Here is a 17,926-nt window from a genome sequence, read left to right on the forward strand (position 1 = left end):
CTCCGGCGGTCGGCCGGGTATGTGCGGGTGCGTCTCGTGGCCGTCTTCCGGGGGCTGTCGCCCCCGGGCCCCCGCTTCGGCCCTGAACGGGCCTCGTCCTCACACGCCGGACGGGCTGAGTGTGTCGCCCCTGCTCGGCGAGCCGGGTTGCGTCAATGGCCGGAAATACCCCATATCCGCCCTTAAATGGTGCGGGTGACCACATCCGACCGTCGTTTCGCGCTGCGGGCCGGCGCCGGGCTTGTCGCCGGGGGTGCGTTCGCGGCCGCGTGCTCGCCCTTCAAGTCCCCTTCCGGCGCCGTCGCCCCGCACGCCCCCGCCTCCGCCTCCCCGGGCCCCGCGTCCCCCACCCGTGCCTCCGAGGCGACCGCCCGTCCCCTCGCCGCCCCCGCGCCCCGTGCCTTCCCCCGGCAGCCCGCTCAGATCAGTCACGGTCCGCGCGGCCGTTCCCGGGTCGCTCTCACCTTCCACGGTCAGGGGGAGCCCTCCGTCGCCCGGGCCCTGCTCGGTGAAGCCGAGCGGCACGGCGCGCGGGTCACCGTGCTGGCCGTCGGGTCCTGGCTCGACGAACACCCCGACCTCGCCCGCCGGATTCTCGACGGCGGCCACGACCTCGGCAACCACACCCAGCGCCACCTGGACATCAACGCCATGCCGGCGGCCGAGGCGGCCGCCGAGATCACCGGGTGCGCCGAGCGGCTGCGCAGGCTCACCGGGTCCATCGGCACCTGGTTCCGGCCCTCCCGCGCCACCCGCGCCTCCCCGGTCGTGGAGACGCTGGCCCGCCGCGCCGGCTACCCGCACGTCCTCTCCTACGACGTCGACTCCCTCGACTTCACCTCGCCCGGCGCCGCCGCCGTCGCCCGCAACATCCTCGGCGAGATCCGGGACGGGTCCGTCGTGAGCCTGCACTTCGGGTACGCGGACACGGTCGCCGCACTCCCCGCCGTACTCGACGAACTCGACCGACGCGGACTGCGCGCGGTCACCACCACGGAGCTGATCGGCTGATGCACCGCAACCTCGTGAAAAGCGCCCTGCTCGCCGGCGCCGCGCTCACCGTCCTCGCCGCCTGCGGCACCGACAACGGGGGCGGGGCGGCCAGGGAAGGAGGGAGCGGCGCCACCAAGGCGGCCGTTCCCGCACCGGCGAAGAAGGTCCACAAGTCCGTCGTCGACGGCCTGCCCGGCATGCCGCCGGTGCTCGACCCGAAGGACGTCTACGCCGCCGACCGCCCCGGCAGACTCTCCCCGGTGGTCAAGGACTTCCCGTCCCGGGTCTACGTCCCCAACACCGAGTCCGACACCGTCTCCGTCATCGACCCGAAGACGTACGAGGTGATCGAGACCCTCAGGGTGGGGCGGCAGCCGCAGCACGTCGTCCCTTCCTGGGACATGAAGACGCTGTGGGTCAACAACAACCGGGGGCACACCCTCACCCCCATCGACCCGAAGACCGGCAAGGCGGGCAAGTCGGTCGAGGTGCACGACCCGTACAACCTCTACTTCACGCCCAACGGCAAGTACGCCGTCGTCATGGCCTCCCTCGACCGCGAACTCGTCTTCCGCGACCCGCACACCATGAAGCGGATCAAGACGGAACCGGTCACCTGCTACGGCGTCAACCATGCCGACTTCTCCCTCGACGGGAGGTACTTCATCGTGTCCTGCGAGTTCAGCGGCGAGCTGCTGAAGGTCGACACCGAGAAGATGAAGGTCGTCGGACAGCAGAAACTGCCCTACAAGGGTGCCATGCCGCAGGACGTGAAGGTCTCGCCCGACGGGAAGCGGTTCTACATCGCGGACATGATGGCCGACGGGATGTGGATCGTCGACGGCGACACCTTCGGCAAGCCGGAGTTCCTGCACACCGGCAAGGGCTGCCACGGGCTGTACATCGGCCGCGACTCCCGCGAGATGTACGTCTCCAACCGCGGCGAGGGCACGGTCTCCGTCTTCGACTTCCACGAGAACGCGCTCACCAAGAAGTGGCGCCTCCCGAACGGCGGCAGCCCCGACATGGGCGGCGTCTCGGCGGACGGCAAGGTGCTGTGGCTGTCCGGGCGGTACAACTCCGAGGTGTACGCCATCGACACCCGCACCGGAGAGCAGCTCGCCCGCATCAAGGTCGGCAGGGGCCCGCACGGCCTGGCCGTCTACCCGCAGCCGGGCCGCTACTCGCTCGGCCACACCGGCATCTTCCGCTAGGGCAACCCCGGTCGGGGACACGCCGCCGATCGGGTGATGATCCACGACTCGCCGTCGGGGAACCGACATCGTGCAGCGCATGATCATCACTCGCGTCCGGCGGCGGGTCGCCGCCGCCGTCCTCTCCCTGGGTGCCGTCCTCGCGACCACGGCGGCCGTGCCCGCCGCCGCACCGGCCGAGGCTCCCGCCAAGGCGAGGACGAAGGCCGCCGCACCCGCCTGTCCCCTGTTCGACGACCCCGTCAAGGCCGCCGCCGACCGGCAGGTGGACGTCCCGCGCATCACTCCGGCACCGGTCTGGCGCAAGACCTGCGGCACGCTGTGGCGCAGCGACAACCGCACCCCCGAGGTCATCTTCGACGAGGGCTTCTACCCCAGGGACGTCGTCAACGGCCAGTACGACATCGAGAAGTACGTCCTCGACAACCAGCCCTCCCCGTACGTCTCCACGACCTACGACCACGACCTCTACAAGCGCTGGAAGTCGAACTACAACTACTACATCGACGCCCCGGGCGGCATCGACGTCAACCGCACCATCGGCGACGGCCACAAGTACGCCGACCAGGTCGAGGTGGCCTTCCCGGGCGGCGTCGCACGGCAGTACATCCTCGGCGCGTGTCCCGTCGACAAGGCCACGAAGACCGAGGTGCTCAGCGGCTGTGTGAGCAATCTGAACTACGTACCGTGGCACTGACCGCCCCGACGCCCGGCTCCCGCCGGACGGTGAGCAGCGCCTCCGCCCCGACCGGCAGATAGCCCGCCGCCTGGAACGCCCGTGTGCTGCGGGCGTTCCCCGGCGAGATCTGCGCCCACACCGGCTCGCCCCCGCCCAGGTGCCGCGCCGCGCCCACCAGGGCCCGGCCCAGCCCCCGGTGCCGTACGCCCTCCTCGACCTCCACGGCGACCTCCAGCCGCCCCGCGACCCCGCGCCCGAGGACGACCACGCCCCCCTCCGCGGCCCACACCCGCACCTCGTCGCGCCGCCTGCGCGAGCTGACCACCCGGGGATGGTCCGGGTCCTCGATCTCGGTGAGCGCGAGGGGCGGCGGGCCCGGCAGCGGGGAGCCGACCACCAGCTGGTCGACCGTCTCCGCGACCCGGCCCGTACGGTCCAGCAGCGCCGTCAGGAACCGGGGGCTCATCGACGCGGCGAGGGCGTCGCAGTCGGCGGCGCGCAGCGTCTCGTACACCCACTCCGGGTCCTCGTCGGTGAAGACCACCGAGTGCGCGGTGAAGGAGAGGACGCCCGCGTCACGCGGGGAGGCCTGGGGGAGGACGGTCGTGCGGCCGTCGGGGGGAGGGAAGACACCGCGCGCGGCCGCGTCGAGAATGTCCCGCAGGTTCCCCACCGCACCGGTTCCCTTCGCGCGCCTTGAGTCTCCACCCACTGGAAGGCCCACACTCACACACATGATCGACGACGGCACCGGACTTTTCACCATCGGAGAGCTGGCCCGCTCCACCGGACTGACCGTGCGCACCATCCGCTACTGGTCCGACGAGGGCGTCCTGACCCCGGTGACCCGCTCGGCCGGCGGCTACCGCCTCTACGACGCCGAGTCCGCCGCCCGGCTGGAACTGATCCGCACCCTGCGCGAGCTGGGCCTCGGCCTGGCCGATGTGCGCCGGGTGCTGATCGGGGAGCGGACGGTCGCGGAGGTCGCGGCGGCGCATGTGGCGGCGCTGGACGCGCAGATCCGCTCGCTGCGGGTGACTCGCGCGGTGCTGTCGTCCGTGGCGCGACGCGGTTCGACCGCAGAGGAGATGACCCTGATGAACAATCTGGCCCGGCTTTCGGCAGCGGAGCGCAGGCGGATTCTTCAGGAGTTCGTGGACGAGATGTTCCACGGGCTCGACCTGGCCGACCCGGACATCCGGGAGCGGATGCGCACGAGCGCGATGGATCTGCCGGAGGACCCGACACCCGAGCAGGTGGACGCCTGGGTCGAACTGGCCGAGATGGTGCGGGACCCGGAGTTCCGGGCCCAGATGCGGCAGGCGGCCGAGTTCAACGCCGCCGACCGGGCGCACGAAGTCCCTCGCGGGGCGTCCATGTGGTTCTTCAAGCGGCTGATCGAGCTGGTGGGCAGCGCCCGTGAGCAGGGGATCGCCCCGGAGTCCCCGGAGGCCGACGAGGTGTTGGGGGACCTCCTCGGCGACACCGACCGGGCGGCCGTGCTGGAGCGCATGAAGGCGACCCACAACGTGCGCCTGGCCCGGTATCGGGAGCTGATGGCGGTCCTGAAGGGGGCCACGCTCTCGGCCCACGAGGAGGAGTTCGCCTGGGTGGTCGCCGCACTGGAGGTTCGCACGGCCAGCTAATCTGACCTGCGTCAGCACGACAGCGAGACCAGCAAGACACGCAGGTATGGAGAAGAGGGGCGGATCGGTGGCCGACATCGAAGAAGCGCGCAAGGAGTTCCAGCGGATCGACACGGACGGTGACGGCTTCATCACCGCGGCCGAGTTCAAGACCGCTCTGGCCCAGGGGGGTGACTGGAACGTCACCGAGTCGGTCGCCGAGGTCATCATCAAGAGCCGCGACCTCGACGGTGACAAGCTCCTCTCGTTCGACGAGTTCTGGGCGCACCTGAACAAGTGAGTCGAGCGGAAAGGGGGCGCCTCGCGATGCGGGGCGCCCCCTCCTCATGACCGGCGCTCGATGCGCACGGTCCGACGGCCGCCGTGCCGTTCAGAGCCAGCGGCAGGTCGAAGCACTTGCCGACCCGGTAGCCGGTGAGGACGTACGCGGCGGAACCCTGGGCGAGGGCGCGGCCGTCGCGCAGCAGCAGGGCGTGGGTGGTGCCCGCGGGGAGCGCGTCGATCAGCTGCTCGCGGCCCGGCAGGACCAGGCCGCTCGCCGGTTCGTCCAGAAGCAGCAGTCTCGGCTCCGGCATGAGCGCTCGGGCGATCACCCCGTGCTCACCGACCTCTTCGCGGAGTTCGTCCCGGCCCTGCGCAAGGGCCAGGTCGGCCTCCTGGCCCTGACCGGACTGCGCGTCCAGGAGCCCAACACCGCCGACGAGGCCCACGAGGCGCTGGTCCGGGCCGTCGCGGACGGGGACCCGGAGGCCGCGGCGGCCGTCCTCGCGGCGGAACCGGAGGATCCGTTCGGCGGCTGACGCCAGGGCCGCGGAGAATCTCGTAGAGATTGGCATGGAGCCGGAATAGCCCGCCGCCGACCGGGGTTGGCCCCATCAGATGCATGCATGTGCATCGAATCTGAATCGACTCGGTCCCGGAAGGCAAGGCCTCTCATGAAGATCGGCATCATCGGCGCGGGCAACATCGGCGGCAACCTCACCCGGCGCCTCAGCGCGCTCGGCCACGACGTCTCCGTCGCGAACTCCCGCGGCCCGCAGACGCTCAAGGAGCTCGCCGAGGAGACGGGAGCGACCCCCGTCACCGTCGAGGAGGCGGCGCGCGGTGCCGAGGTCGTGGTGATCACGATTCCGGTCAAGGCGGTCCCGAGCCTGCCGTCCGGCATCCTGGAGGGCGCGGCCGACGACGTGGCCGTCATCGACACCAACAACTACTACCCGCAGCAGCGCGACGGCCGGATCGCGGAGATCGAGGACGAGGGTCTCGCCGAGAGCCGCTGGACGGAACGCCGCATCGGCCACCCGGTGATCAAGGCCTTCAACGGCACCTACGCCCAGGACATCCTGGACCGCCCGCTCGCCGCGGGTGACCCCGACCGCATCGCGCTCCCGGTGGCCGGCGACGACGAGGCGGCGAAGGCGAAGGTACGCGCCCTGATCGACGAGCTCGGCTTCGACACCGTCGACACGGGCGGCATCGACGACTCCTGGCGCCAGCAGCCCGACACCCCCGTCTACGGGCTGCGGGCCGGCACCGAGGCGGTCACCAAGGCCCTGGCCGAGGCGAGCCCGGAACGCCCGGCGACCTTCCGCGGCTAGGACGGGCCTCGGACGATCCGCAGCGGGTGGCGCGGTCCGTCCGGCAGCTCGACCGTCCGTCCGGCCGTCCGGACCGTGGTCGAGGTGACCGGGCTGCGGAATCCGTGCGGGCGGATCGACGACTTCCAACCAGCGCCCTTCGTCCCGGATGCAGGTGCTACCTGGCGAGAGGCCCCCGGATCCATCCGGGGGCCTCTCGTGTCGGGCTCGTACGGCAGCGCGGTTCCGCCACCGCGTCAGCCGTCTCCTCCCATCGCCGGGTCCTCCAGGGCCGACGCCCCGAAATCAGCCGGCAGCCCGACTCCGGTGACGGATCACGCCCGTGCGGGAGCGGCGAAATAGCTGGGCGCGTTGTATCCCGAGTGAGGGTAGGAGGCCGCCCAGCTCACGGCCTCGGGCTGGGTGCGAGGGAAGTCCGCGGCCACCAGCGTCGCCAGCTCGAGGTAGGCCTCGCGGGTCCGTGCCTTCATCTGCTCCAGATCGACCTCCGCGCCCGTCGCGAGGTGCTCGTCGAACGGGACCACCACCACACCCCGGCAACGGGCACGGAAATGGTCCAGGACCTCGTTCACCTTCACCATCTTGCTCTTCCGGCGCGCCTCGGACACCACGGTGATGCTCCGGCTGACGAGGTCCTCGTACTGGTGCGCGATGAGCCAGTCCAGGGTGGTACTGGCGCTGGTCGCGCCGTCCACGCTGGGCGTGGCGACCACGATCAGTTGATCGGCGAAGTCCAGGACGCCCCGCATCGCGCTGTGCAGCAGGCCGGTGCCGGAGTCGGTGAGGATGATCGGGTAGTGCTGTCCGAGGCAGCTGACGACCTGTCGGTAGTCCTCGTCGTTGAACGCCGTCGAGAGAGCGGGGTCCACCTCATTGGCCAGGACCTCGAGGCCGCTCGGGGACTGGGAGGTGAAGCGCCGTACGGACATGTAGTTGGTGAGGTTGGGGATTTCGGCTACGAGGTCGCGGATGGTCGCGCCGGTTTCGCTACGGACACGGCGGCTGAGGGTACCTGCGTCCGGATTGGCGTCGATCGCGACGACCCGGTCCTGACGCTCGGTGGCGAGAGTCGCGCCCAGGGCGGTCGTGGTGGTCGTCTTGCCGACTCCGCCCTTGAGGCTGATGACGGCGATCTTGTGGCACTGCATCACCGGCGTGCGGAGGATGGCCATTTTCTGCTGGCGCTCTCGTTCGGCGGTCCTGCCACCGATGCGCAACCGGCTGAGGATTCGTCGGCCGTTGGGCTGACCGCGCAGCAGACGGTCGGAGGAGAGCTCGACGGTCGCACTGTGCCCCAGTGCCCCGCGGCCGCTCCGGTCCGGCTCCAGCCATGGTGCCGCAGCGTGGTGCGCCGGCGGGCGGGCGAAGGGCGGTGTTCCGCCGGCGACCCGGGTCGGCTGCGCGACCCTGTCATAGGGAGCCGTAAAGGGCACTGCGCCGTAGCGGTTCCCCGCGGGTGCCGGGGAGTGATTCTCCGCCGGCCCGCCCTGCGACACGGTCTCGTTGGCCGCCCGCGGGCCGGCCAACGGCTCCGCCGGCACGAAGGCCTGGGGCCCGCCGACGACGTGCGGGTCCGGCGGCGTGGGAACGAGTCCGTCGGAGAGCTCCCTGCCCCTGCCGGGTGCAGGATCGTCGGCGTAGATGTTGCGATCGTTCGTCATGTTCTGTCCTTTCGACGAGATGGTGGGCCCCTCGGGCACGGAGTCGACGGCGTGGCGGCGGGCAGGCGTTATGCCCGACACCACTCCTGCGGGGTCAAGCGCCGGACGCCCGCCCTGCCCGGCAGTGGGGGCATGCACCGCGTGACCGGACCGAGACAGGACAGCGACGCCCGGGCGGTCCGTCACCGGCTCGATGGGGCGGAGCGGCCGCGGCGGCGCGGCGAGAGCGCTCGGCGGGGCGGCGCGGACCAAGCTGCCGTTTTCGCTGAAAGAAAGCCCCATCGATATCAACTGATCAGGGGTCAGTGCCCGCTTTTCACCCCGCAGGACGTGCGCCGGCGGTGGCCAGGGCCGGGCGCCACTGCCGCCCGGCCCGAGCGCCGTCGCGTGCGTGGCGCGGTACCACTGGTCGACTTCCAGGGCGTGCTTGACCTCGGGCGGCACCTCGAGGCGGCTGCGCACGCGATACTGCCCGACCTTCAAGTTCTCCGCCCGCTGTAGCTGAACCTTCAACGGACCTACGAACGAGTACTGCTGTTCCTCGGCGTGCGCGCGCACCTTCTCCACCAGCTCTTCGCCGAGCATGACCAGGCATGCGCCGTAGGTCTCGTGGTCGCCCGGACTGAGTTCGACGACGAAACCGTTGGGTGCGATGGTGCAGCCCTCGGTCCAGATCCTGGCGTTGACGTCGCACTCGCGCCGGAGCGCGCCGGCAAACTCCAGGGGTTGCACGGCGGATCTGAAGATCTTGGCGAAGGCATCGTTGACTAGAGCCTCGAAGCGCTGTTCCAGCTTGTTCAGCGTTCCCACTTCAGCCTCCGGGTGCCGATCCGCTGTAAGGCAGTCAGATCGGCCGATGATGTCACTGATAGTGCTTATGTAGACACAGAGAGTGCTGATCTTGCGGCATGTCGTCGCATTTCACCGGATCGGTCGTAAAGCCCCGCCCATCGGGCCGCGTGGACCGCCGATTCGACGCCGCCCCCGGAACGCGGGGGTTCCTGGTGCTGTGGCGTCCGGGCGGCGCGGTGTCGTCAGGCCGGGGTGGCGGAACGAGTACGCGTCCGCGAGATCGATGACGACGAGAGACAGTGCCTGTCGCGGATCGTCCGCAGAGGCACCGGGTCAGTGGTGACCTGGCGGCGGGCCCGGAGGGCGCTGTTGTCCGCGCGGGGCAAGCCGGTGGCGAAGATCGCCGGGGTCAAGAAGATCGCCAGGTCACCTGTTCGCTGCCTGGGACCTGAGCAAGGGCAGGCTCTACGGCCGCACCCTGGCAACCGCAGCTCGCGTCCTGGACGGCGGGATCGTCACCGCCGGGAACGCCTACCACTTCATGGGAGGCCCCTGACCGAGCCGGTCCCGGGGACACTCCGCCCAGTGATCAGGGAAGGTCTATTTCCCTAGCACTCGATGATGTTCACCGCCAGCCCGCCGCGGGCTGTCTCCTTGTACTTGACGCTCATGTCCGCGCCCGTGTCCTTCATCGTCTTGATGACCTTGTCCAGGGACACCTTGTGCGACCCGTCGCCGCGCATCGCCATACGGGCCGCCGTGACCGCCTTCACCGAGGCCATGCCGTTGCGCTCGATGCACGGGATCTGGACCAGGCCGCCCACGGGGTCGCAGGTCAGGCCGAGGTTGTGTTCCATGCCGATCTCGGCCGCGTTCTCGACCTGCTCGGGGGAGCCGCCGAGGACCTCGGCCAGCGCGCCCGCCGCCATCGAGCAGGCCGAGCCGACCTCGCCCTGGCAGCCGACCTCGGCGCCGGAGATGGAGGCGTTCTCCTTGAAGAGCATGCCGATCGCGCCGGCCGCGAGCAGGAAGCGGACCACTCCGTCCTCATCGGCGCCGGGCACGAAGTTCACGTAGTAGTGCAGGACTGCCGGGATGATGCCGGCCGCGCCGTTCGTGGGGGCTGTCACCACCCGGCCGCCGGCCGCGTTCTCCTCGTTCACCGCCATCGCGTACAGCGTGATCCACTCCATGGAGAGCGCCAACGGGTCGCCCTCCGCCCGGAGCTGCCGCGCCGTCATGGCGGCCCGGCGGCGGACCCGCAGGCCACCCGGCAGGATGCCCTCGCGTGACATGCCCCGCGACACGCACGCCTGCATCACCCGCCAGATCTCCAGCAGCCCGTCCCGGATCTCGTCCTCGGTGCGCCAGGCGCGCTCGTTCTCCAGCATCAGCGAGGAGATCGACAGGCCGGTCTCCTTCGCCAGGCGCAGCAGCTCGTCGCCCGTGCGGAAGGGGTACTTCAGGACCGTGTCGTCGAGTTTGATGCGGTCCGCGCCGACCGCGTCCTCGTCCACGACGAAGCCGCCGCCGACCGAGTAGTACGTCTTCGACAGCAGCTCGGCGCCCTGGGCGTCGTGGGCCCATATCGTCATGCCGTTGGCGTGGTACGGGAGGGCCTTGCGGCGGTGCAGGACCAGGTCCTCGTCGAAGGAGAACGGGATCTCGTGCGAGCCCAGCAGCCGCAGCCGGCCGGAGTCCTTGATCTGCTCCACCCGGTCGTCCGCGCCCTCCACGTCCACCGTGCGCGGCGAGGAGCCCTCCAGGCCGAGCAGCACCGCCTTCGGCGTGCCGTGGCCGTGGCCGGTCGCGCCGAGCGAGCCGTACAGCTCGCAGCGCACCGACGTGACGGAGTCCAGCAGGCCCTCGCCCCGCACCCGCCGTGCGAACATGCGGGCCGCGCGCATCGGGCCGACCGTGTGGGAGCTGGACGGGCCGATGCCGATCGAGAACAGGTCGAAGACCGAGATGGCCACGGGGAACTCCTCAATACGGGGGTGGTGCGGGGTGCCGCCCACACCTCACAGTGTGCGCGGCACCCGGGAAAAGGAACTATTCGCTCAGACCGGGGTACAGCGGGTGCTTGTCGGCCAGGGCCGTGACCCGGGCCTTCAGCGCCGCCGCGTCGGCCTCCGCGAACGGGGACGGCGCCTTCAGCGTCTCGGCGATCACGTCCGCGACCTCGGCGAAGTCCTCGGCGGTGAAGCCGCGGGTCGCGAGGGCGGGCGTGCCGATCCGCAGTCCGGAGGTGACCATCGGGGGCCGCGGGTCGTTCGGGACCGCGTTGCGGTTGACCGTGATCCCGACCTCGTGCAGCCGGTCCTCGGCCTGCTGACCGTCCAGCTCGGACTCGCGCAGGTCGACCAGGATCAGGTGCACGTCGGTGCCGCCGGACAGGACGTTCACCCCGGCCGCGCGGGCGTCCGGCACGGTCAGTCGCTCGGCGAGGATCCTCGCGCCCTCGACCGTGCGGACCTGACGCTCCTTGAATTCCTCGCTCGCGGCGACCTTGAAGGAGACCGCCTTGGCCGCGATCACGTGCTCCAGGGGGCCGCCCTGGAAGCCCGGGAAGACGGACGAGTTCAGCTTCTTCGCGAACTCCTTCTTCGCGAGGATGATGCCGCCGCGGGGGCCGCCCAGCGTCTTGTGGGTGGTGGACGTGACGACGTCGGCGTACTCCACCGGGTTCGGGTGGAGACCGGCCGCGACCAGACCCGCGAAGTGCGCCATGTCGACCCACAGGAAGGCCTCGACCTCGTCCGCGATCCGGCGGAACTCGGCGAAGTCCAGCTGCCGCGGGTACGCCGACCAGCCCGCGATGATCACCTTCGGACGGTGCTCCTTGGCGAGCCGCTCGACCTCGGCCATGTCGACCAGGCCGGCGTCGTCCACGTGGTACGCGACCACGTCGAACTGCTTGCCGGAGAAGTTCAGCCGCATGCCGTGGGTCAGGTGACCGCCGTGCGCCAGGTCCAGGCCGAGGATCGTGTCGCCGGGCTGGGCCATCGCGAACAGGGCGGCCTGGTTGGCGGAGGCGCCCGAGTGGGGCTGGACGTTGGCGTACTCGGCGCCGAACAGCTCCTTGATCCGGTCGATCGCGATCTGCTCGGCCACGTCGACGTGCTCGCAGCCGCCGTAGTAGCGGCGGCCCGGGTAGCCCTCGGCGTACTTGTTGGTCAGGACCGAGCCCTGCGCCTCCATCACCGCGAGCGGAGCGAAGTTCTCCGAGGCGATCATCTCGAGCGTGGACTGCTGGCGGTTCAGCTCGGCGTCGACCGCGGCGGCGATCTCCGGGTCGAGCTCGTGCAGGGGCGTGTTCAGGACGGACATGCGTCTACGACTCCTCAGCCGGCGGTGTAGGCGGTGTACTCGTCGGCGGTGAGCAGGTCGTCCTGCTCGCCCGCCGTGCGTACCTTGAACAGCCATCCGCCCTCGAAGGGGGCGGAGTTCACCAGCGCCGGGTCGTCGACGACGTCCTGGTTGACCTCGACGATCTCGCCGGAGACCGGTGCGTACAGCTCGCTGACCGACTTGGTCGACTCCAGCTCGCCGCAGGTCTCGCCCGCGGTCACCGTGTCACCGACCTCGGGGAGCTGGACGAAGACCACGTCGCCGAGCGCGTTGGCCGCGTGCTCCGTGATGCCGACCGTCGAGACGCCGTCCTCGGCGACCGACAGCCACTCGTGCTCCTTGCTGTAGCGCAGCTGCTGGGGGTTGCTCATGGCCTGAATTCTCCTGTACGCGGGAGGGTGCTGGTGAATGGGGGACTGCTGGAAACGCACGTGAGCAGCGGAAATGTGCGCAGGGTCACGCGCGGGCGGGCGTCAACGCGCCCAGTGTCTACTTCTGGCGCTTGTAGAACGGCAGCGCCACGACCTCGTACGGCTCGTGGCTGCCTCGGATGTCCACGCCGACGCCCGTGGTTCCCGGCGCCGCGTGGGCGGCGTCGACGTACGCCATCGCGATCGGCTTGCCGAGGGTGGGGGAGGGGGCGCCGGAGGTGACCTCGCCGATCACCTCGCCGCCGGCGACGACGGCGAACCCGGCGCGCGGGACCCGGCGGCCCTCGGCGACCAGGCCGACGAGGACGCGCGGGGGCTGCGAGGCGGCGCGCCCGGCGGCCGCCTCCAGCGCCGTACGCCCGACGAAGTCGCCGTCCTTGTCGAACTTCACCACCCGGCCGAGGCCGGCGTCGAACGGGGTGAGGGAGGTGCTCAGCTCGTGCCCGTACAGCGGCATGCCCGCCTCCAGGCGCAGCGTGTCCCGGCAGGACAGACCGCAGGGCACCAGTCCGACACCCTCGCCGGCCTTGGTCAGCGCCTGCCACAGCTCGACGGCGTGCTCCGGCCGTACGAAGAGTTCGAAGCCGTCCTCGCCGGTGTAGCCGGTGCGCGCGATGAGGGCCGGGACGCCGGCGACGGTGCCGGGCAGGCCGGCGTAGTACTTCAGGCCGTCCAGGTCGGCGTCGGTGACGGCCGCGAGGATGCCGGGGGACTCGGGGCCCTGTACGGCGATCAGCGCGTAGGTGTCGCGGTCGTCGCGGACCTCCGCGTCGAAGCCCTCGGCGCGCTCGGTCAGAGCGTCCAGCACGACCTGCGCGTTGGAGGCGTTGGCCACCACCATGAACTCGGTCTCGGCGAGCCGGTAGACGATCAGGTCGTCCAGGATGCCGCCGTCCGCCCGGCAGATCATCGTGTAGCGGGCGCGGGCGTTCTTGACCGCCCCGATGTTGCCCACCAGGGCGAAGTCGAGGAGGGCGGCGGCCTGCGGGCCGGTGACGGTGATCTCGCCCATGTGCGAGAGGTCGAAGAGCCCGGCCCTGGTGCGGACGGCGTGGTGCTCGTCGCGCTCGGAGCCGTAACGCAGGGGCATGTCCCAGCCGGCGAAGTCGGTCATCGTCGCGCCGAGCGCACGATGCACCGCGTCGAGGGCGGTGTGGCGCTGCTCGGCGCTCTGGTCGGATGCGGGGTCGGTACTGCTCATCGGGCGTTCGTCTCCCAAGGCATGACGGCACGGCGAGGTCGTTCCTCCCCATCTGTCATCGGAACCTGAGAGGTTCGCCATGACGGCCCGCGACGGGATCGATCATGACTTGCACCTTGGGTGGAGCCACTGGAGACAGCGGCCCGCTTTTCAGATGTGCCTCGCCCGCGCGGTAACGGGGCCTGAGAGATTCAAGGGAGGGACTTGCTCCTTCGGCGCCCCAGCGAAGCTGCTGCTGAGGACTCTCCCGCGCGGATTCAAACGGCCGGTATGCAGTTGGCGCGGCCATCATTGCACGGCTCGCCCCGATCACGGCAGGCCGCATCTGTAACCGGCTTGTGTCGGTACGCGCACGAAAACGCTAGGCGCAGCGCATTACCTTCTCTTTACGCTCAGTGGGGATGAGGACACCATCTGACCCCAGGGGAGGACGATCACGGTGAACAGGACGACCACGGCAAGGTCCACGGCATTCGCGACCGGCTCGGGGGTCGCGCTGCCCGCGCAGCCCGTCGCCCCGGCCCGGGAGGCGTGCGGTCCGCAGCCGGCGCCCGTCGTCCGCGACCTGCGCGAGCGGGCCGGCCGCAGCCCGCACGGCCTGCTCTTCGGCCCCCGTGACCTGGTCGTGGTCACCGGTCTGCCCGGCAGCGGCAAGTCCACGCTCATGCGGCGGACCGTGCAGGGCATCCGCGTCGACTCCCAGGACACCCGGGACCGCTGGGACGCCCGCGCCCCCCGCTTCCTGCCCTACGGCCTCTACCGCCCCCTCGTCCGGCTCGCCCACTACGCCGGACTGCGCCGGGCGCTGCGCAGTGGCGCGGGCGTCGTCGTGCACGACTGCGGCACGCAGGCCTGGGTCCGTGACTGGCTGGCCCGAGAGGCCCGCCGCCGCGGCGGCACCCTCCACCTGCTGCTGCTGGACGTCGGCGCGGACACGGCGCTGGAGGGGCAGCGCGAGCGAGGCCGGGGCGTCTCCCGGTACGCGTTCCTGCGCCACCGCCACGCCGCCGCCCGGCTGGCGCGCTCGGTGGAGAAGGGCCGACTGCCCGAGGGCTGCGGCTCGGCGGTGCTGCTCGACCGCGCGGCGGCCGACACACTGCGCCGCATCGGTTTCACGGGCTGAGGGCTCGGGTGCGACCCCCGGTACCCGCTAGCCTTTCAGCCACAGCGAAGTGAGCGGTTCTCAGCAGGCGGTAGGCAGATGGATTTCCCCCCGGCGAACTTTCCGACGGACTTCTCCGCGGACTTTCCGGCGCAGGCACACCCCCATCCGCACGGCGGATGGCCCGGCAACGAGCTGGAGGAGGTGCTCTCCGTCTCCCTCGGCGTGCCGGGAGCCGGCGGCCGGATCGTCGAGGTGCTCGGACGCAGCTTCGTCTGGGTGCCGCTGCCCGGCGGCGGCGGCCCGCACAGCGGCCCCCTCGACCTGCCCACGATGGAGCTCGAGGGCCAGGTGTACGTGCCGGTCTTCAGCTCCGAGGAGCAGTTCCGGCAGGTCGTCGGCTCGCACATGTCGTTCACGATCGCGCCGGCCGTGGAGTTCGCCCGGGGGCTGCCCCCGCAGGTGGGCATCCTGGTGAACCCGGACGGCGTGGTCGGCGTCCCGCTGCCCCCGGCAGCCGTGGCGGAGCTCTGCCGGGCGGGCCGCACCCCGCTGGACGGCACCGCGGCCGGCGGCCGGGTCCGCCTCTACGAGCCCGACTGGCAGGACGACCCGATGGACTTCCTGGCCGCGGCCTCGGCGGAGTTCGAGGCCACGGGCGTGGTCCGCACGGCCCGCCGTTGCCTGGCCGCCATCGAGACGGCGGACCCGGTGATGTTCGTGGGCGTGGAACTCTCCCAGTGGGAGGGCGACCTGCGGGCCCTTCCCCTGGAGGCCCTGGGCCGGGCCCTGACGACGGCGCCCGCCCCCTGGCCGGTCAACCTGGTCCTCCTGGACGTCGCCCAGGACCCGGTGGGCGACTGGATGCGGGAGCGGGTCCGCGCCTTCTACTCACGCTAGGGCGGCCCACCCCGGGGCGCGGGCTGCATCCGTATGCGGCTCCGCCGCGGGGCGCGCACGGCCACGCACGATCGGCAGCCCGAAGAACACAGCAAGCCTCGAGCTCTCAACGGCTCGACCAGCGGAGCGCCTAAGCTGGACTCCAACGCGGGGCAACTTCTCGAAGGGGCGATAAAAAGTGAGCGCTGGCACTGCCGCGACCGGCTCGGTCGAGCACATGCTGCGCCAGGTCACGCCCGGGCGCTACGACGCCTACGAGGCGCTCCTGCGCGCGCTCGCGACGCCCTCCTCCGGTCAGCTCTGGATGCTGCTGTGGCACGGCCAGGCCGGCTCCCCGGACGCCCAGTACGGAAACATGGAGGTCGACGGGCACGGCTACGCCCCCTGCGTCACCTCCGCCCAGGAGCTCAGCGCGAGTGGCTGGAACAGGTCCTACGAGGTGGTGGACGGGCTGGACGTGGCCCGCACCCTCTACCCCGACCACTACGGCCTCTGGTTGAACCCGCACGCCCCCGGCGGCGGTGTCGGCATTCCGTGGCTGGATCTGCGCCGTATCGCCACCGGCCTGGAGCGCCAGCCGGCCGGGCCGTTGCGGCTGTCCGAACCGGGCATCGAGATCCCGCAGTTCTACGCCCTGCTCGCGCAGAACGCCCACCGTACCCCGGCGGTCCGCGCGTTGCGCCGCGCCTGGGTGCAGCCGGCGCTGGGTGCGCCCTACCTGGCGATCGGGCTCGACGTGTACGACTCCTCCCCGCCGGCCGTGGACGCCGTACGGGCGATGATGCAGCAGTCCATCGGGGCCGTGCCGGACGGGCTGCCGGTGTCGACGGTCGCCATGACGGACGAGTACGACCCCGTCGTGATGTGGATGCGTGCCACCGCCCGGCCCTTCTACGACCGCGAGGCCCACGCGCCAGCACCGGCCCAGGCTCCCGCCGGCGGCTACGGCTATCCGCCCACCGGACGCTACTGACATCCGAAGCGGGTCCTGCCGCGAGGTGGGGGCCGGATGTCTTCGCGCGTAGATAGCGGCGATTGGTACCGGTTTTGTCCGTTCTGACCCAATAAGTCACCGTCCGGGGGCCGTTACCCGCCGTCCGGATAACGGAACCCCTCTACCCGGATCACGTTTACGCATCCATTCACTGCCAAGTCTGGCTACAGATCGCCAAACCGTTGAAGACTCCGGCGTCAGGGGACTTATCCCCTGCGTATTACGGACTGATCACGCCGCTACAGCGGCAAGTGCGGGCCGGCTACCGCCGGTTGAGAGGGGTCCCTGCCAGATGACGGCACCATTGCACGAGCCGACCGCGGAAGCGGCCCCGAGCGCGGCCGAGGAAGCGTCGGTCGCCACCAGCGGCGCCAAGGCCGTTCAGGGCCGTTCCCTGGGCCGGATCGCCTGGGAGCGCCTCAAGCGGGACAAGCTCGCCCTCACGGGCGGCGTCGTGGTGCTCGTCCTCGTCGTGATCGCGCTGCTCGCGCCGGTCATCACCGGGCTCCTCGGGCAGGACCCGAACGAGTATCACGAGAGCCTCATCGACCCGCTCTTCGGTACGCCCACGGGCTCCCTGGGCGGCGTCAGCGGCGACCACCTGTTCGGTGTCGAGCCGGTGAACGGCCGTGACATCTTCGCCCGCATCCTCTACGGCGCCCGGATCTCCCTGCTGGTCGGCTTCCTGTCGGCCGTGGTCGCCGTGATCCTCGGAACGGTGCTGGGCATCCTCGCCGGCTTCTTCGGCGGCTGGGTCGACTCCGTCATCAGCCGGGTGATGGACGGTCTGCTCGCCTTCCCGCAGTTGCTGTTCATCATCGCGCTGGTCTCCGTCATGCCGAGCAACATGCTGGGACTCTCCGGTTCGAGCGTGCGTGTCTTCGTGATGATCCTGGTCATCGGCTTCTTCGGCTGGCCCTACATCGGACGCGTGGTGCGCGGCCAGACGCTCTCGCTGCGTGAGCGCGAGTACGTCGAGGCCGCCCGATCGCTGGGCGCGGGGCGGCTGTACATCCTGTTCAAGGAACTGCTGCCCAACCTGGTCGCCCCGATCGTCGTGTACACGACGATGATGATCCCCACCAACATCCTCACCGAGGCGGCGCTCAGCTTCCTGGGCGTCGGGGTCAAGCCGCCCACCGCCTCGTGGGGGCAGATGCTCTCGAGCGCGATCGACTACTACGAGTCGGACCCGATGTACATGGTGGTCCCGGGTGTGGCGATCTTCATCACCGTGCTGGCCTTCAACCTCTTCGGTGACGGCATCCGGGACGCGCTGGACCCGAAGGCCTCCCGCTGATCCGCCCCTTCGGGGATCCGCGACAAACAGCGAGCCGCAGAACCGCCGAACACACGGCGCCTCA

17 protein-coding genes, 1 pseudogene and 2 riboswitches are annotated in these 17,926 nt (G+C 70.7%); of the genes and pseudogenes, 12 read left to right on the plus strand and 6 right to left on the minus strand.

Annotated features, from left to right (window positions below; translation table 11 throughout):
- The first annotated feature begins 186 nt into the window (after positions 1–186).
- From G9272_RS30930 to G9272_RS30940, 3 genes are all read left to right on the plus strand, one after another.
- Complete coding sequence (locus G9272_RS30930) at positions 187–1,011, plus strand: polysaccharide deacetylase family protein (RefSeq protein ID WP_171399547.1); 825 nt, start codon at positions 187–189, stop codon at positions 1,009–1,011.
- Positions 1,011–2,207, plus strand: a complete 1,197-nt coding sequence (locus G9272_RS30935) for a YncE family protein (RefSeq protein ID WP_171399548.1) — start codon at positions 1,011–1,013, stop codon at positions 2,205–2,207. Before G9272_RS30930 ends, G9272_RS30935 begins: the two co-directional genes overlap by 1 nt.
- 79 nt (positions 2,208–2,286) lie before the next feature.
- Complete coding sequence (locus G9272_RS30940) at positions 2,287–2,904, plus strand: ADP-ribosyltransferase (protein ID WP_171399549.1); 618 nt, start codon at positions 2,287–2,289, stop codon at positions 2,902–2,904.
- Here the strand turns inward: G9272_RS30940 and G9272_RS30945 are convergent.
- Positions 2,861–3,559 (minus strand): GNAT family N-acetyltransferase, encoded by a 699-nt coding sequence (locus G9272_RS30945; RefSeq protein ID WP_171399550.1) that lies wholly within the window; start codon positions 3,557–3,559, stop codon positions 2,861–2,863. The two genes, G9272_RS30940 and G9272_RS30945, sit on opposite strands and share 44 nt — an antisense overlap.
- Before the next feature lie 61 nt (positions 3,560–3,620).
- Between G9272_RS30945 and G9272_RS30950 the strand changes: the two genes are divergently transcribed.
- The 4 genes from G9272_RS30950 to G9272_RS30965 all read left to right on the plus strand — a co-directional run bounded on the left by G9272_RS30950 (position 3,621) and on the right by G9272_RS30965 (position 6,130).
- The gene (locus G9272_RS30950; RefSeq protein ID WP_171399551.1) at positions 3,621–4,532 is read left to right on the plus strand and encodes a MerR family transcriptional regulator; all 912 of its coding nucleotides are present in this window, start codon (positions 3,621–3,623) and stop codon (positions 4,530–4,532) included.
- A gap of 67 nt (positions 4,533–4,599) precedes the next feature.
- Positions 4,600–4,812 carry an EF-hand domain-containing protein gene (locus G9272_RS30955; protein WP_028807102.1) on the plus strand — a complete coding sequence of 71 codons (213 nt, stop codon included), beginning with the start codon at positions 4,600–4,602 and terminating at the stop codon, positions 4,810–4,812.
- A 46-nt stretch (positions 4,813–4,858) separates the two neighbouring features.
- Positions 4,859–5,332 (plus strand): hypothetical protein, encoded by a 474-nt coding sequence (locus tag G9272_RS46450; RefSeq protein WP_437184323.1) that lies wholly within the window; start codon positions 4,859–4,861, stop codon positions 5,330–5,332.
- 87 nt (positions 5,333–5,419) lie between these two features.
- Positions 5,420–6,130 carry an NADPH-dependent F420 reductase gene (locus tag G9272_RS30965; protein ID WP_437184324.1) on the plus strand — a complete coding sequence of 237 codons (711 nt, stop codon included), beginning with the start codon at positions 5,420–5,422 and terminating at the stop codon, positions 6,128–6,130.
- A gap of 314 nt (positions 6,131–6,444) precedes the next feature.
- Here the strand turns inward: G9272_RS30965 and G9272_RS30970 are convergent, their stop codons facing one another.
- Complete coding sequence (locus G9272_RS30970; RefSeq protein WP_171399553.1) at positions 6,445–8,601, minus strand: FhaA domain-containing protein; 2,157 nt, start codon at positions 8,599–8,601, stop codon at positions 6,445–6,447.
- A gap of 234 nt (positions 8,602–8,835) precedes the next feature.
- Here G9272_RS30970 and G9272_RS46225 point away from each other — a divergent pair.
- Positions 8,836–9,021 (plus strand): annotated as a pseudogene (locus tag G9272_RS46225) (IS630 family transposase); the annotation flags it as partial.
- Between the two features lie 170 nt (positions 9,022–9,191).
- Here G9272_RS46225 and G9272_RS30975 read toward each other — a convergent pair.
- The 4 genes from G9272_RS30975 to gcvT form a co-directional block, all read right to left on the minus strand.
- Positions 9,192–10,559 carry an L-serine ammonia-lyase gene (locus tag G9272_RS30975; protein ID WP_171399554.1) on the minus strand — a complete coding sequence of 456 codons (1,368 nt, stop codon included), beginning with the start codon at positions 10,557–10,559 and terminating at the stop codon, positions 9,192–9,194.
- A 76-nt stretch (positions 10,560–10,635) separates the two neighbouring features.
- Positions 10,636–11,913 (minus strand): serine hydroxymethyltransferase, encoded by a 1,278-nt coding sequence (gene glyA / locus G9272_RS30980; protein ID WP_171399555.1) that lies wholly within the window; start codon positions 11,911–11,913, stop codon positions 10,636–10,638.
- A 14-nt stretch (positions 11,914–11,927) separates the two neighbouring features.
- Entirely contained in the window at positions 11,928–12,305 is a 378-nt protein-coding gene (gcvH, locus tag G9272_RS30985) for a glycine cleavage system protein GcvH (RefSeq protein ID WP_171399556.1), read from the minus strand.
- A 118-nt stretch (positions 12,306–12,423) separates the two neighbouring features.
- Positions 12,424–13,566 carry a glycine cleavage system aminomethyltransferase GcvT gene (gene gcvT, locus G9272_RS30990; RefSeq protein ID WP_171399557.1) on the minus strand — a complete coding sequence of 381 codons (1,143 nt, stop codon included), beginning with the start codon at positions 13,564–13,566 and terminating at the stop codon, positions 12,424–12,426.
- A 42-nt stretch (positions 13,567–13,608) separates the two neighbouring features.
- Positions 13,609–13,726: riboswitch (glycine riboswitch) on the minus strand.
- A riboswitch (glycine riboswitch) is annotated at positions 13,727–13,826 on the minus strand.
- Positions 13,827–14,005: 179 nt separating this feature from the next.
- On the opposite strand from gcvT, the gene G9272_RS30995 reads away from it, so the two are divergent.
- The 4 genes from G9272_RS30995 to G9272_RS31010 all read left to right on the plus strand — a co-directional run bounded on the left by G9272_RS30995 (position 14,006) and on the right by G9272_RS31010 (position 17,862).
- A complete protein-coding gene (locus tag G9272_RS30995; protein WP_437184325.1) occupies positions 14,006–14,689 on the plus strand; it encodes an AAA family ATPase in 684 nt (227 codons plus the stop codon).
- A 78-nt stretch (positions 14,690–14,767) separates the two neighbouring features.
- Positions 14,768–15,568: an enhanced serine sensitivity protein SseB gene (locus tag G9272_RS31000; RefSeq protein ID WP_171399558.1), complete on the plus strand. Its 801-nt coding sequence runs from the start codon at positions 14,768–14,770 to the stop codon at positions 15,566–15,568.
- 217 nt (positions 15,569–15,785) lie between these two features.
- Entirely contained in the window at positions 15,786–16,541 is a 756-nt protein-coding gene (locus G9272_RS31005; protein ID WP_171402255.1) for an enhanced serine sensitivity protein SseB C-terminal domain-containing protein, read from the plus strand.
- Between the two features lie 313 nt (positions 16,542–16,854).
- Positions 16,855–17,862 carry an ABC transporter permease gene (locus G9272_RS31010; protein ID WP_171399559.1) on the plus strand — a complete coding sequence of 336 codons (1,008 nt, stop codon included), beginning with the start codon at positions 16,855–16,857 and terminating at the stop codon, positions 17,860–17,862.
- The last annotated feature ends 64 nt before the right edge of the window (positions 17,863–17,926 follow it).

The organism is Streptomyces asoensis, from assembly GCF_013085465.1.
In the GTDB taxonomy this organism is placed as follows: Bacteria; Actinomycetota; Actinomycetes; order Streptomycetales; family Streptomycetaceae; genus Streptomyces; species Streptomyces cacaoi_A.

Bases quoted from the DNA above. Each gene is read 5' to 3' on its own strand.
- G9272_RS30930 (WP_171399547.1), top strand. From the start codon at position 187: ATGGTGCGGGTGACCACATCCGACCGTCGTTTCGCGCTGCGGGCCGGC.
- G9272_RS30935 (WP_171399548.1), top strand. From the start codon at position 1,011: ATGCACCGCAACCTCGTGAAAAGCGCCCTGCTCGCCGGCGCCGCGCTC.
- G9272_RS30940 (WP_171399549.1), top strand. From the start codon at position 2,287: ATGATCATCACTCGCGTCCGGCGGCGGGTCGCCGCCGCCGTCCTCTCC.
- G9272_RS30950 (WP_171399551.1), top strand. From the start codon at position 3,621: ATGATCGACGACGGCACCGGACTTTTCACCATCGGAGAGCTGGCCCGC.
- G9272_RS46450 (WP_437184323.1), top strand. From the start codon at position 4,859: ATGACCGGCGCTCGATGCGCACGGTCCGACGGCCGCCGTGCCGTTCAG.
- G9272_RS30965 (WP_437184324.1), top strand. From the start codon at position 5,420: ATGTGCATCGAATCTGAATCGACTCGGTCCCGGAAGGCAAGGCCTCTC.
- glyA (WP_171399555.1), bottom strand. From the start codon at position 11,913: ATGTCCGTCCTGAACACGCCCCTGCACGAGCTCGACCCGGAGATCGCC.
- gcvH (WP_171399556.1), bottom strand. From the start codon at position 12,305: ATGAGCAACCCCCAGCAGCTGCGCTACAGCAAGGAGCACGAGTGGCTG.
- gcvT (WP_171399557.1), bottom strand. From the start codon at position 13,566: ATGAGCAGTACCGACCCCGCATCCGACCAGAGCGCCGAGCAGCGCCAC.
- G9272_RS31000 (WP_171399558.1), top strand. From the start codon at position 14,768: ATGGATTTCCCCCCGGCGAACTTTCCGACGGACTTCTCCGCGGACTTT.
- G9272_RS31005 (WP_171402255.1), top strand. From the start codon at position 15,786: ATGCTGCGCCAGGTCACGCCCGGGCGCTACGACGCCTACGAGGCGCTC.
- G9272_RS31010 (WP_171399559.1), top strand. From the start codon at position 16,855: ATGACGGCACCATTGCACGAGCCGACCGCGGAAGCGGCCCCGAGCGCG.